Genomic DNA, 14,191 nt, shown 5'->3' with positions numbered 1-14,191 from the left:
CGCCAGAAGCGACGGGGTGTCGAAGATGATCATTTTTTCTGTTTTCCCGGTAGTGAGCCGGTAGAAAAAATCGTTAAACCATTTACTAATTGTTTCATTTTTGCCATAAAGTGTCCTCTGACTTTATAAGTCTTGAGCCGCCCTGTCTCGCCTGTCTTATAGAGGTACTAACCTGTAGTCATGGCTAAAGAGCAAAAATTCAACAATAACGAGAGCAGCTCCACGGCATGAAAATCTACACACTGAAAAGCGACGACCACAGCATTCCTCTCTATTGCTGGAATAACCTGCCTGAATGTGTGGACCGCAAAGGCATTGTTCACATCAGCCATGGCATGGCGGAATATGGACAGCGTTACCGCTCTTTTGCCTCAGAACTGAATCAGGCAGGCTACCTTGTCTTCGCCCATGATCATAGAGGGCATGGCGCTTGTATTGAGCAAGAGGGTGCAGGCTATTTCGCCGGGCAACGAGGCTGGCATAAAGTAGTGGATGATCTGGCAACCGTTGTTGAGTTTATCCAGAAAAAGTTTCCCAGCGCCCCGCTGGTTCTCATGGGTCACAGTATGGGGAGCTATATCTTGCAGAGCTACCTGATCCATCACACTCCCAGGCTGGCTGGAGCTATTCTCTCCGGCTCAAATTATGCCCCCAGGCTGTTACTGGAAGTCGGCCTGCTGGTCGCCAAACTGGAATGCCTGAGACAGGGCAAGAAAGGCATAAGCCCCCTGATCAAACAACTAACCTTCTCCAGTTATAACCGCCGATTCAAGCCAAACCGTACTGAGTTTGACTGGCTCAGCGGAGACCCACAAGCGGTGGATGATTATATCTCCGATGAGCTCTGTGGTTTCTCCTGCAGCAATCAATTGTGGCACGACCTTTTCCAGGGTTTACTTCATATCGGGGCCACCCACCATCTTAAACAAATCGAATCGAAGCTGCCTTTTCTGGTCATGGGCGGTGAAAAAGATCCAGTCAGCGCTCCTTTGGGGCAACAGAAACTTACCAAAGCATTACGGAAAGCCGGTTTAAGAAATGTCACACTGAGCCTGTACCCTGAAGGCCGTCACGAAATGTTGAACGAAACGAATTCTCAGCAAGTGATAAAACGCTTGTTACAATGGATCAATCAAACAGTCATGAGTCAGGAATATTGCTCAGTGAATAATTCCGCCCCGGAGCTCACAGAGTCCTGATCGTAAAAAGCTTTTCGGGGCATTAATGGATTTGTCAGCCGGTAGTGTTTACTGCCGCCCTTTCTTGTTGTGTTGCCTTTAAGGGCCAATGATAATGCGTAAACTGGAAAACACCCCGTTTGATGAGCTAAAAATCGGGGATAAAGATACTCTGACCCGGACACTGACCGAGCAGGACCTGCTGCTGTTCGCCAAGGTTTCCGGCGATACCAATCCTGTGCATCTGGACAAGGATTATGCCGCCAAGACTCAGTTTGAGGGTCGTATTGCTCATGGAATGTGGACGTCATCCCTGATCTCCTGTGCCCTCGCCACCCAACTGCCCGGTCCCGGCGGCATTTACCTGTCACAGGAAGTGAAATTCATGCGTCCTGTCAAAATCGGTGACACGATAACCGTTGAATTGGAAGTGATTGAGATTAATGAACGTCGCAAACGCGCCACTATCTCCACGAACGTAGTGAACCAGAACGGCAAAACGGTGGTCAAAGGCAAAGCGGAAGTCATGCCCGCTGTCGACAAAGTGGTGGTGGATGAATATCCATTACCCGATGTGGAGCTGATCAACAGAGCCTGATTATCCTGGAGCCGGGCAGCCCTGGCTGAACGCTTCGATTGTCTGTCTACGACTCTGGAAATGCCTTTCAAGGACAACGTGGACTCGCCGGATGAGTACCAGGGCTGGATCCCCCGGGGTTTTATGGATTTACTGGAAACTGCCCCGAAGCAAGCTACTTTGAATGAGCACCTCAGAAACTAAACCTTTTTAGAGAAGTATGCTCTATGAATTTCAAAAATTGTAACTTCTTCAAACCAGACTCAGTGACGCGACGACAGTTGTTTTTTCTCACCCTGGCGATTCTGCCATTGTCGATGAATGCAACACCGGCCAGGTCTCAGTCTGCTGATTGTTCTCTCATTGTTAAACCCGGCGGAGCATCGGCAGGATATGGTCGATGTCCTGTCGATAAACGCTGCAAACCTTCTGATGATGAAAAGGATTGTATACCGGAGTTTGGACCCAGACTAAAAAATGGCCATTTCGGCCCATCAATTCGTCAATGGGGTAGTTCCAGAATCGGAGGCCTGAACAAGCCTGTAGCAGTGGCAGAGAACCCCAATGCAAGAGGTCAGTTCTTTGTGCTGAACAGCGGCGATGACAGCATAAGTATTTTTTACTGTCCCGGTGTAAAGTCCGCTTCTTCATATAAACCGGAACATCGTCGTGACCTGGCTTCCTGTCATTTTATGCACCGACCCACTGATATCGCCTTTGGTGGCTCACCCACCCTGGGTGATGTCCCGCAATTCGAAGGGCAGGAGGTTCATAATATAAGCCAGACCGGAACATTTGCTACCACGGGTGGTAGCTGTAACGATTACACGGCATCTGCCTTTATGGGATACGATTTCACTCAGCGAACCTGCTCGGACTTTATGGGACCGACTCTTTGGGAAAACAACCTTAAAACCTTTGCGATTAAAAACAATGATTTTTTTCCGGATGATCTCGCCACAAAACCTTTTGGTTCCCATATCGACATGCTTCATCAGGAACCCTACGCAATGGGTATCACCTGGGAAGGCAGGCAAGCGGGTTACTGGTCGTGGGACGCAGGCCCCGACTCTAAATATGGAAGTATTGTGTACAGCAATATTACCCGCTCCCATGGCTATGGTGGACATGAACATACCCATGCCTTTCTGTATCGGTACGCCAATACAACCATGAACTTAAAGCCCGGAAGCAATATTGTCCCCGGACAAATGGCCAGGTACGAGAAGTATTTGTTTGTAGCCAATCCAGCAAAAGGCGTAATTAACGTTCTTGATACTGAAAGCGGAACCGAAGAGGGGGATGTAAAGCCCGAAAATGAATGGCGTGAAAAATATGCCGCCTATACCAGAATAGTAGGTGCCAGCTTCACCGAACTCAGTGTCGCCGGACTTGAACTAAAAAGCCCCAGCGGTCTGGTTATTTCTAACAAGAGGCTGTTTGTCAGCGATTCTGAGACCGGAAAGATCCACGCCATAAGTCTCGACACTACAGGAAACCATACCTACATAGGCTGCATTCAAACGCCCGCAGGCCAGATTGCAGGTCTTGAGGTCGATCAAAAAACCGGACGCCTCTGGTTTGTTGACGCTACCTGGCACACACTGAATGTTGTTGAACCTCTGTGTCCGAGCCGCGATGACTGTGTATCTGATTCACCCTGGGGTCAGCAATGTGCTCCCGACACCGATGAAAATGGCAAGACTGTCTGGCAAGTGCATCTGGAAGAATCGAACAATTATGATAATTTTCAAGGGTGTGCCAGGTATTACTTTCTTGCTTGTCCGGGAGGCGATTCACACAAGAACAGTAAGCTTCCCGTTTGCAAGGCACAGGGTGGCACATGGCGGGATGCAAAAGTCAGCTGGATTGACGGACAGAGTACCTGCAAATGCATACCCCCTGAATTAAGACTGTCCTCCGAATCCAATCGGGTCGCTGCTGCCTGGCTGCCACTGGGCATTTTGCCATTACTGGCCCTGTATTACCGCTAAAGGGAGTCATGCTGCACTGGAAGGCATGGCCCTGATCCACAAAGCCATATCTTCCAGAACCCGGTGATGACTCAGATGACCTGACTCAGAAAAGCCTGCAGGCGTTCACTGTCAGGACTCCCAAAAAAGCTATCAGGAACACTGTCTTCCAACAGCTCACCGGACTCCATAAACAGAACCCGGTCGGCCACTTCACGGGCAAAGCCCATTTCGTGAGTGACCACAACCATCGTCATACCTGAGCGAGCCAGTTGTTTCATCACCTCCAGAACCTCACCGACCATTTCCGGGTCCAGTGCTGAAGTCGGCTCATCAAACAACATGATCTTCGGCTGCATGGCCAGTGCCCGGGCTATGGCTACACGCTGCTGCTGACCACCCGATAATTGAGGTGGAAAACTCCTGGCTTTGTCAGACAAACCGACTTTGGCCAACAATGCTAAGGCCCTGTCTTCAGCGTCGCTTCTGGAGATACCACGCACTTTCATCGGTGCAAGACAGATGTTGTCCAGTACGCTCAGGTGAGGAAACAGGTTGAAGGACTGGAACACCATGCCCACTTCTTCCCTCAACTTATTGACATCACCGGGCGTGGTCAGGGAGATTCCGTCCACGACAATTTCACCGGCATTGATAGTTTCCAGCTGATTCAGGGTACGCAGAAAAGTCGACTTGCCCGAGCCACTGGGCCCAACCACAACCACCACCTCTCCTTCCCTGATGGTCTGACTGACATTTTTCAGGGCATGAACCCCATTGGGGTAGACCTTGTGAATGCTCGTCACGGAAATGATAGCGTCAGTTTCTTGCAGCATACTTCACCTCCATTCTTCTGACGACAAACGACAGGATACCGGTCAGTACCAGGTAAAGTACCGCAACCGTGAACCAGACTTCAAAGGGACTGAAGGTACTGCTCACCGTTTCCCGACCGGCTTTGGTCAGATCGGTCAGGGAAATCACCGAAACCAGTGAAGAGTCCTTGATCAGGTTAATAAACTGACCAGCCAGCGGTGGCAGAACACGTTTAAAAGCCTGGGGCAGAATGATATAGCGCAGGGTTGCACCACGACTCATTCCAAGACTGCGCCCAGCCTCCATCTGACCTTTGTGAATCGACTCAATACCGGCTCGAATAATCTCTGCAATGTAGGCGCCGGTGAAGATCGACAGTGCTGCAACACCGGCTGTAAAGCGATCCAGATGAAGAACCGTACCAATAAAGAAATAAACAATGAAAATCTGCACCAGCAACGGGGTGCCACGAATCACCTCGATATAGAGTATCGAGAGATTTCTCAACGCCGGATTGGGAGAAATTCTCGCCAACCCTGAAATCACTCCCAGGAGAATGGCAAAGACAATAGAGACCAGCGACAGCTTTATGGTCATCACCAAACCATTGGCTATGGGTCCGGCCTTCCATTCATAATTGACAGCCAGCAAATCCCCTTCAAAGACCAGATCACCGTCATAAACCTGAACGTCGGCAAAGCCTTTAATGACCGTCTGCTCTGAGTCATCAAAGTCATTCACCAGAACAAGTTGTCCACTGTCGTTGGTTTTAACAGTGCCGTCGTATTCAGCCCTGAGTGGATTTTCTGCCTTGAAGAAAACGTACTGAGGAATGCGCTCCCAGCGCCAGATATACTCAATCGATTGGCTTGACTTATAGATACCCACGCCCATCAGCAGCAATAACGCACCGAAAACCAGGTTCCACAAAACCTGGTTCGGTTGTTTTTCCATTTGCAGCGGACGGCCGGTCAAGGGTTTACTGCTCAGCACTTAGTTCAGAGTCTTCTGCCATTCGGAGCTTTGGAACCACTTGGCATAAATCTTATCGTAGGTGCCATCGGCCTTGATCTGACTCATAAAGTTATTCAGCCAGTTTTCAAAATCAGGATCACCTTTACGAATACCCCAGGCCAGAGGCTCATGAGTGAAGGCGGTGTCCAGATGAGTCAGCTTTCCTTCGTTCTGGCTGGAGTAAATCGCATTGAAAGGAAAGTCATAAACGAAAGCATCTGCCTTGCCGTTAGCAACTTCCAGAGCACCATCGGCTTCTGTTTCAAACAGGCGAATATTGGCTTTACTCAGGTAACGTTTGGTCGCCTGTTCACCGGTAGTACCCAATTTGGTAGCAACAGTGTACTTCTTGTTATTCAGATCCTTGTAGCTCTTGATTTCACCTTCCAGCCCCTTGCGCAGCAGGATACTTTGACCGACGACAATGTAAGGCTGGGCAAAGTTGATCTGCAGGTTACGCTGAGGAGTCAGGGTCATGCCGGACATAATAATATCAAACTTGCCGGTCAGCAGGGCAGGAATGATTCCATCCCAAGCAGTGTTGACCAGTTCCAGCTCAACACCCATGGCTTTGGCCATCTGACGGGCAATGTCTACATCAAAGCCGACAATATCACCGCGTTTATTGGTCATTTCAAAAGGCATGTAGCCCGCTTCCATGCCAACACGGAGGGTTTTGCGCTCAATGATTTCATTCAGGGTAGACTCTTGCCAAAGCTCTGTGTCAGAAGCAAAAAGGCTGGTGCTAAAGGCCAGCATAAACGTCAGAAATACCATTATTTTTTGCATTATGTTTCACTCCAGGGTCCCGGTTTGGCCGGAACTCAGTCACTACCAGTTTTTTATAATGTGAAATATGCTGTCAGAGACAGCACAGTATCTCGCTTATTTGTCGTTTTGTTTGGCCTTCAACAGAAGGTCAAATGCGCACAAGACCAGGGTATTCTACATAGACATGTCGATTTGAACAGTACTTTAGTACTATTCAATACTGAACCAAAGCATTTCGCTAAAGAGGATGTCGCAAAACTCTGGTTCACATCTTCAGAGGGTGTCGCAAAACTCTCTCCAGCGTCGGAACGATTTGACTCCCGTCATTCCCGGCTTCATTCTCGTCATTTCCGGCTTCATTCTCGTCATTCCCGGCTTCATTCTCGTCATTCCCGGCTTCATTCTCGTCATTCCCGGCTTCATTCTCGTCATTCCCGCGAAGGCGGGAATCCACACTGACTCACCACCAGAACCATACTGCCCGGTGCCCCTGGCCTTGTCATCCCCGAGAAGGCAGAGATCCACTGTTGGCGCTGGATTCCCGCCTTCGCGGGAATGACGACCTAAGAGCATGGGAACGAGCTGTTGGAGTTTTGCGACACCCTCCTTCAGCGTGGGAACGATAAATTCAGGACTAAGTACCTGGCCAGTTGGTTTCGCATATTCTGGCGAGTGGATTTTTTCATCCTTCAAGGCGCAACGACGGGCGCGTAGCCATAGCTACGCAACCAGAGTTGGAACGCAGAAGGATGGAAAAAGCCGCCGTCCAGAATATGCGAAACCAACTGGTTAGGTACTTACCACCTGTTTTTCTGTCTTTGACTTCAGGATGGTGTAAAGTGCACAAGCCATTGATGCCATCTGGAGAACATTTGCCATGCTGAGCCTGATTTTATACTTCCTGATCAATGGTCTGGCTGTTTTTATCACCGCCAGAATCCTTAAAGGCGTAGAGATTGAAAACTACGGAAGTGCGATATTAGTATCTATCCTGCTGGCTGTGGTGAATACCTTTGTCAAACCGATTCTGTTTTTCCTGACCCTGCCCATCACCATCCTGACTCTGGGTTTATTTATCCTGATACTCAATGCCTTTATGTTGATGATCGTTAATTACTTTATGGACAGTTTTCATGTGAAAAATTTTGGCTGGGCACTGATCATGAGTATTGTACTTTCTATCATCAATTCAGCGCTGTTCCTAGTGATACCCGGCGTAATGATTCCTTAGCATCATGCCGACTGTTCAAATTGGAGAGGATGTCAAGTTTTAAACCTTACAGTCGAGACATATTTGCAGAGACTCTGACGAAAGGAACACTGATGAAAAGGATCACTCTGGTACTGGCCAGCCTCTGCGTCCTGCTTATTTCGCCAATGACCCAGGCCAGCGCCCAGGAAGCGGCCCTGAACTTTTATTTTCAAAAAGATCCGGGCACCAGGGGGTACGCTGTCACGCTGCCACTGATGCTGAGTCCTACTTCCAGAGATCAGCCCATGGAAATCAATGAATTCCCAGCTTTCAAAGTGTCTGTTCAGCAGGGTATACGGGGGCTGGACATCCTCTTCTTCGACAAACTTTCCGGCAAGTTACTGGCCAAGATGCGCTACCCAATGTTGAATCGTCTGAAGAATACTTTTCAGACACAGGGATTTACCGGGCTTCAATATATCCATCACCCCAATGGAGCTGTGCTCCAGTTTATTGGAATGGTGAAATAGACAACAGTGACTGAATATCACTCTGGACTATCCCCATCCTCAAACTCGTAATCAGTATTTAAGCCTCCCCGATTCTGATCTGACCCGGAGAGACGCTCAACTCTTGAACAGGTATTATCAATATGCTCCTGGACGACCACACTATCACAACCCTGCAGTGCCCGAGAGCATATCGGACAACTGATCTGACAATGGAAAAACGCCCAGTGATTAACCACTGCCATTTCTGACATCAGTGGCAGATCAACCGTATAATCCGCATTGTCGAACTGTTGCAGATGACCTCCCATCAGAAGCACTCGAAGCAGGGACTCAGCCCCCTCATCACCCTGGCATGAACCACAACGGTATGACTCGATATGACGGGGCAGATGAGCTTGCAGGACTTGCTGGTTGTTGAAAGTTACAGCACAAAAACAACAGCTGTATTGCAAATGGCTATTCATGTGGAAAGCGGAAGGCTGGTGAATGCGCCCGAACTGATTAAGAGTGCAGCCTGATACCGGACATTCCGCCTGCCCCTGATGTGAGGACTCAAAATGAGCAGTGTTGTCTGTTTCTGCTGTTAAAACACTCTCACATCGGGGAAAAATACAGGCGGTAAAACAGTGTTGCAGCAAAGCATTCATGAGCTGTTGCCGGGGAAGATTTAATTCCAGGTTCTCGCTACAATGCCGACACATTTCATGGACTCTTCCTCTGGACCACTGTTGCAAATGCTCCGAAAAAAAATGAGCCCTGCCCCCCCCCTGATCAAGTACAATAGTTCTATGCTCAGGAGGGCAAAGATTACAGTGAACCCTGGGCCTTCTGCTCTTGCCACAGCATGGACACCTGGCAGGTGAGGCTCCAAAGAACCGATAGCAGTCTTCACAAAGACATTTGCCACAACAGGAGTATTTCCAGCGAATCGCCTTTTTCTGGCAATACCAGCACAGATGAGAAATCTTTTTATCTCCAGGTCCCGAGCTTCGTCCATCGCTATTATCCTCCTTGTGATCCTCCCCCCCGGTCGCAACAAGCCTATCTGGCTCAGACGACGCCTCTTTCGTACCTGTGCCTTTTCTGTTACCCCCCCCGCTATTCTCATCAGTTGAGCTCTTATCACTGCACCGGCTCACATCGGCGCCGAACTGCAGAATTCCGTTCAAGGCACCATAAAAAGAGTTCAGATTACTGGCCGCCTCAAAAACCCTATCCTGAGAGCTGCCGCCTATCGCCCGGATCGTATTTGGCATCAGGCCGTTATAAACAGGAATATGGGCGCTAAACAAGGGAGTCAGAAAAATCAGCAACAAGGCTTCATGACAAAAAGCCACTCCCGGCTGTCCTTCCCCTGAAGCTTGAGCAGGGCCCCACCAGACCAGAAAAACCAGCGGCAGAAATATCAATATCTTCAAGACTCTTCGTGCCATCAAAAAGGTGAATGGTTTTAATAGGACAGTCAGTTTCAGTCGGCCAATAAAACCTTTTGCAAAATAATGATTTTTATCAGCCTTATTTCTGCCTGCTACCTATACTCCTCTGTTGAATAAAAAGCGCTGTCCAGTAAAAACGATATTACCTGGTTGAGATTAAACCAGTAGTCCTGACAGGGCATGAATGATTGTCTGTAGAAAACGCTTTTACTCTACGAGCAATGTTGTCTAACGAGGAAACGATGAAGCTTTTACTGTCTCTTGGCATTCTCGCTCTTATAACGGTCCTGTCTGCTGAATCTTGTCCGGCTTTGCCGACAATACCAACAAGTCAAACCACTGCCGCAACAAGTGAACTTAGGCTTTACGAGCTCTGCTCAGGAAATATCGAGAATCAGGAACTGCTCAGCACTGTGGCCATGAAAAGGGCAACGGTAAAGGCTCTGGAACAGGTCCTGGCCAGGTCTACACAGCCCATCGACCGTTGTGTTATCGAGACCCCGACCAAGGGAAACTATCTTGATGAAAACATCAATGGATTCAATACCAACAAATCAAGAGAAGACACCGCCAATACCGCTTTCCTGCTGGTAGGTGTCGGCATAAAATCAGAACCTGTCAGAGCAGCAGAGGACTGCGCTTCGACGAAACCGGTCATTGCCGGAAAACAGAAGGGGCAGCCTTCGGTTTTACCCAGGGACTGGCTTGAACAGTTTCAGCTCAGAAAAACCATTTATTTAAAACCGGGACAGATGCTGATCGGGGTGCCACTGGACCGCAGCAACGGTGCATTTGCAAAGGGTTATTTTGCAGGTCTAAAGAGAAAAATTGACCCGGCAAATAACTGCTCCAAACACTTATACAACCTCAGAAGTCTTTTTTACAAAGGGGAGATGATTCATTTTAGTGGTACAAACATCCTGATTACTGGTTTAACCACGTTACCATCATTCACTGGTACTTATCAGGCTGACCTCCAAACAAAAACTCTTTGCGATCGGGATTGGCTTAATACACTTAGAGCCGCTCCAGGCCACGAAATGCACACTGAAATACTGAAAGGAGAGCTGGACCTGAAATCGCCGGAAGTTCCGGATGAAGGCGACATAGTCAATATTTTCGGGAATGAGCTCTTTCAAATCCTTCAGCCCGCCGTTAGCATTTCTCTGGCGGATGAATCCCGAGACGTAGATTCAAGGTTATTTAACAACAGAACCCTGATTGATTTTTCGAACAATCAGGTCTATTCCTGCTACCCGGGGCAGGTTGAAACGGCCGTGAATATTAACATTGCCTATCAGAATGCCTCACCAGAGTCCGGGGTCATTCAGGCTCTGGAATTTAATGACAATCACATCCTGGGAAATGCAGCGCAAGCCATAAACCTTGTGCTTCCGGAACAGGTTAAAGCCAGCATTATCAACAATCTTTTTGTGACGACAAAAGTCAGTGACAAGGATACAAAAGGTATCAGTATCAATGGCCCGGACCAGAGCAGCAAAAACTGGCAAGCCTCATTAACCCTTAATGTAACCGGAAAACTTATAAAAGGTTATCAGGCTGCATTGTCTCTGGCAGGTCATCAAAAGCGGGGGTTGTATCCTGATCCATCATCCAGCAGTAAATCAACCCCCGCTTTACTCAGCGCCGTGACTGAAATACAGGCAGCATTCAGCGATGCAACAGAGAGCACTTATTTTCAGTTCTCTGCTTATACAGAAAGTAACAACCCGGAAGACTCCAACGCCTGGCCACTCACAGCAATGGTCATTGGCGGAGTTTCGATTGCGACCCTGGGTGTTATTGGCGGATACCTTAAGTACAAAATAAGAAACTATTACTTGGCGAGATTTGGTTCTGAAATGGCACTATCAGGACCAAAATCCAAGTTCTGAGCAATGCAAACAGGTCACCGGAATACCCTGCCTCCAGTCAAATCATGAGGCAGGATACAGGCGAGGTTTCGCTGTAAATCACTCACCCCTGAAGAAAATGTTTTTGCGCCAGTATTTCGATCAATTCTCAAAAAAACCTACCAATGGATAACACCGTCTATACTCCCTTAGCAAATAAAAACATTATCTAACAAAAACAACAGTACCTGCTTGATATTGAGCAGCCATTTTTCGGCATGAATGATTGCCTGTACTAACCGTTTTTGTTTTACGACACTTATTGTGTAATGAGGACGCCATGAAATACTTACTGTCTCTCTGCATTATTATTTTTATAACGGCCTTATTGGCTGAATCTTCCCCAGCTTTCCCCACCACTGCAACAACCGCAAGCCCCACTTACAGTGCCAGCCAACCTCAAACCACTGTCGCAACAGGCAGACTGGAACTTTCCGGGTTGTGCTCAGGGAGAGTCGTGAACCTCGACCTGCTCACCTCAGAAGCCATGAAACAGGCAACTGTAAAAGCACTCCGGCAAGTCTCTGCCAGGACCAGACAATCCTTTGACCGATGTGTTATCTACACCCCGACCGAAAAAAGCTATCTCGACGAAAGCAAAATCAACTATCTCGACGAAAGCATTGATGAGTTCAATTCTGACAGACCATGGGAAGAGACCACCAACACCGCATTTCTTCTGGTGGGTGTCGGCATGAAGTCAGAACCTGTTTCCGCTGGTGAAGACTGCGCTTCGAAACGGCCGGTCATTGCCGGTAGCCACGACGATCTGCCTTCGGTCCTACCCAGTAACTGGCTTGAACACTTTCAGGTCAGAAAAACCATCAATTTAAAAGCAGGGCAGATGCTCATCGGGGTGCCACTGGACCGCAGTGACGGTTCATTGGCAGACGGCTATTTTGCTGCCCTGAAGAGAAAAATTGAGTACAAACATTATTGCAGCGATGGCTGGTACGGTGGACGCAGCCACACTCATAGCCACAAAAGTTTTTTCAAAGATGAGCTGATTCATTTTAACGGTGCAGGCATCCTGATCACGGGTTTGACCACGTTACCTGCACTGGACGCCTTTAAGGAAGATGCTGGCAAACATTGCGAAGCTGATTCGAAGATTGTCACTACTGCCAGCCACGAAGTGTACACTGAGATGCTGAAAGGAGAGTTGAACCTGAAGTCCCTGGAAGTCCCGGACAATGGCTACATGGCCAATATTTTCAGGAATGAGTTCTTTCAGATCCTGAAACCGGCTATCAGCCTTTCTCTTGCCGATGAATCGGAAAACGTCTATTCAGCACTTTTCAGGAACAGAACCCTGATTGGCTTTTCGAACAATCAGGTCTATTCCTGCTACAACAAAGGAAATCTCAATCCCGTTGAAACAGCTGTGGATATTGACCTTACCTACCGGGATGCCACACCCAAACCTGAATTTATTCGGGCTCTGGAATTCAAAGATAATTACATCCTCGGGAATGCGCCAAAGGCTATGAACCTGGCTCTTCCCGAACACGTTAAAGTCAGCATTAGCAACAGTGAGTTTGTGACAACAGAAGAGGATGAGGTGAATACAAGAGGCATCAGCATTGATGGCCCGAACCAGAGCAGCGAAGAATGGCAAGCCCCGTTGACCGTCGATATGACGGGCAATCTTATCGAGGGTTATCAGGCAGCACTGTCTTTGACCGGCTATCAAAAGCTGGTGTTGAAATCAAACCGGCTTCTTGGCAAGCGGGTGTCCATAGAACGTCGGAGCGATCTGACACTGCCTGTCACACTCTCAGGCGACAGAAACAACCAGTTTAATACCTTAGGTAATGATCCCTGCCACCAGCTTGAACATACTACCATCATCGGTGGCTTTGTATTTTCTGACGGGACGACTTCCTGCCCGGGAGGGTTTGTCATTCCAACAACAGGACTCCCCCCGTCTGAGCTGTCAGACTCCGACAAGCGCAGGAATCACTTTCCTGGAACACCCTCTTCAGACAGCCGTCGCTTTTCAGAAAAGCCTACAGAAACAAGCTATGAGAGCAGTTTCAGAGAGTCTGCAACGCATTCTGTCACAACACCCGATCTGAGCTCCCGGGCAGAGAAACCAGTGACCTCTGGCTTATCCCTCAGAAGTAAATCTGATTTAGAGTCGATAACGGCAAGTTCACACAAAAATTTCAATGGCACATCACCGCCGACTTCGCCAACCCCACTAAAGTCTACCGATAAACGCAGCAACAGTAGCAAGGATAAAATTTCCGAACATATAAATACCAGGGGTAACAGCACCAGAGAACATCCAGATTCATCACCAGCCAGCAGCCTGCCCACCCATTCACAAAGCCTCGTGACACAAATACAGCCAACCAACAACAATTCAACTCCGGCAGGTCTTGAGTTTTCGGACGACAGGAAAAGACTCGACTCGTCAGGTATGCATGACTGGCAAACCGCTCTGATAACCACTGGCGTAGTTGCCATTGTCGGTGCGGGCATTGTTATCAGCTACGTCAGGTACAAAAGCAGACGTTCTCTCCAAAGGGAGCCTCTTATCAAAATGAATGCTATTGCAGAAGATCCTCTACCCGAGTAACTTGCAAACAGTTCGCCAGAACCCCACCCCACGTCAAACGATGAGCAGGGCGGGGGGGGGGCATAAAATATCTTATGCACAAAAGCACAATCTCAGTTAAACTGCCGGGATATTTCCTGGTATAAGAGCGCTGAGATTCAAACGACTCGAGTGTCCGCAAGCACCGGGACTAGCGCACAAGTAGCGGGCAAAGCGAAGCACTTTTGCGACAGTCTTGCACCCTGA

At 48.5% G+C, this 14,191-nt stretch carries 12 protein-coding genes; 8 read left to right on the top strand and 4 right to left on the bottom strand.

Going from position 1 to position 14,191, the window contains the following annotated elements:
• The first annotated feature begins 227 nt into the window (after positions 1 to 227).
• From ACOJUO_RS16700 to ACOJUO_RS16690, 3 genes are all read left to right on the top strand, one after another.
• Positions 228 to 1,199, top strand: a complete 972-nt coding sequence (locus ACOJUO_RS16700) for an alpha/beta hydrolase (RefSeq protein ID WP_422137556.1) — start codon at positions 228 to 230, stop codon at positions 1,197 to 1,199.
• Between the two features lie 94 nt (positions 1,200 to 1,293).
• Positions 1,294 to 1,776 (top strand): MaoC family dehydratase, encoded by a 483-nt coding sequence (locus ACOJUO_RS16695; protein WP_422137555.1) that lies wholly within the window; start codon positions 1,294 to 1,296, stop codon positions 1,774 to 1,776.
• 206 nt (positions 1,777 to 1,982) lie between these two features.
• The gene (locus ACOJUO_RS16690) at positions 1,983 to 3,749 is read left to right on the top strand and encodes a hypothetical protein (protein WP_422133130.1); all 1,767 of its coding nucleotides are present in this window, start codon (positions 1,983 to 1,985) and stop codon (positions 3,747 to 3,749) included.
• Positions 3,750 to 3,820: 71 nt separating this feature from the next.
• Here ACOJUO_RS16690 and ACOJUO_RS16685 read toward each other — a convergent pair whose 3' ends face one another.
• The 3 genes from ACOJUO_RS16685 to ACOJUO_RS16675 are packed head-to-tail and all read right to left on the bottom strand — an operon-like array spanning position 3,821 to position 6,347.
• The gene (locus ACOJUO_RS16685; RefSeq protein ID WP_422137086.1) at positions 3,821 to 4,543 is read right to left on the bottom strand and encodes an amino acid ABC transporter ATP-binding protein; all 723 of its coding nucleotides are present in this window, start codon (positions 4,541 to 4,543) and stop codon (positions 3,821 to 3,823) included.
• 4 nt (positions 4,544 to 4,547) lie between these two features.
• Positions 4,548 to 5,519, bottom strand: coding sequence for an amino acid ABC transporter permease (locus tag ACOJUO_RS16680; RefSeq protein WP_422137554.1), 972 nt, complete (start codon positions 5,517 to 5,519; stop codon positions 4,548 to 4,550).
• Between the two features lie 18 nt (positions 5,520 to 5,537).
• The gene (locus ACOJUO_RS16675; protein ID WP_422133128.1) at positions 5,538 to 6,347 is read right to left on the bottom strand and encodes a transporter substrate-binding domain-containing protein; all 810 of its coding nucleotides are present in this window, start codon (positions 6,345 to 6,347) and stop codon (positions 5,538 to 5,540) included.
• 229 nt (positions 6,348 to 6,576) lie between these two features.
• Between ACOJUO_RS16675 and ACOJUO_RS16670 the strand changes: the two genes are divergently transcribed.
• The 3 genes from ACOJUO_RS16670 to ACOJUO_RS16660 all read left to right on the top strand — a co-directional run bounded on the left by ACOJUO_RS16670 (position 6,577) and on the right by ACOJUO_RS16660 (position 8,051).
• A complete protein-coding gene (locus ACOJUO_RS16670; protein ID WP_422137553.1) occupies positions 6,577 to 6,888 on the top strand; it encodes an FxsA family protein in 312 nt (103 codons plus the stop codon).
• Positions 6,889 to 7,206: 318 nt separating this feature from the next.
• Positions 7,207 to 7,560 carry a phage holin family protein gene (locus ACOJUO_RS16665; RefSeq protein ID WP_422137552.1) on the top strand — a complete coding sequence of 118 codons (354 nt, stop codon included), beginning with the start codon at positions 7,207 to 7,209 and terminating at the stop codon, positions 7,558 to 7,560.
• 92 nt (positions 7,561 to 7,652) lie between these two features.
• Positions 7,653 to 8,051, top strand: a complete 399-nt coding sequence (locus tag ACOJUO_RS16660; RefSeq protein ID WP_422133125.1) for a hypothetical protein — start codon at positions 7,653 to 7,655, stop codon at positions 8,049 to 8,051.
• A gap of 17 nt (positions 8,052 to 8,068) precedes the next feature.
• Here ACOJUO_RS16660 and ACOJUO_RS16655 read toward each other — a convergent pair whose 3' ends face one another.
• Positions 8,069 to 9,442 carry a hypothetical protein gene (locus ACOJUO_RS16655; RefSeq protein WP_422137551.1) on the bottom strand — a complete coding sequence of 458 codons (1,374 nt, stop codon included), beginning with the start codon at positions 9,440 to 9,442 and terminating at the stop codon, positions 8,069 to 8,071.
• Between the two features lie 269 nt (positions 9,443 to 9,711).
• On the opposite strand from ACOJUO_RS16655, the gene ACOJUO_RS16650 reads away from it, so the two are divergent.
• Positions 9,712 to 11,364, top strand: a complete 1,653-nt coding sequence (locus ACOJUO_RS16650) for a hypothetical protein (protein ID WP_422137550.1) — start codon at positions 9,712 to 9,714, stop codon at positions 11,362 to 11,364.
• A gap of 298 nt (positions 11,365 to 11,662) precedes the next feature.
• Entirely contained in the window at positions 11,663 to 13,966 is a 2,304-nt protein-coding gene (locus ACOJUO_RS16645; protein ID WP_422137549.1) for a hypothetical protein, read from the top strand.
• Positions 13,967 to 14,191 lie beyond the last annotated feature (225 nt).

The sequence above is a fragment of the Endozoicomonas sp. ALC020 genome, from assembly GCF_049275935.1.
Taxonomy (GTDB): domain Bacteria; phylum Pseudomonadota; class Gammaproteobacteria; order Pseudomonadales; family Endozoicomonadaceae; genus Endozoicomonas_A.
Note: the sequence above shows the minus strand (reverse complement) of the source record. Positions and strands in the feature narration are given on the sequence as shown.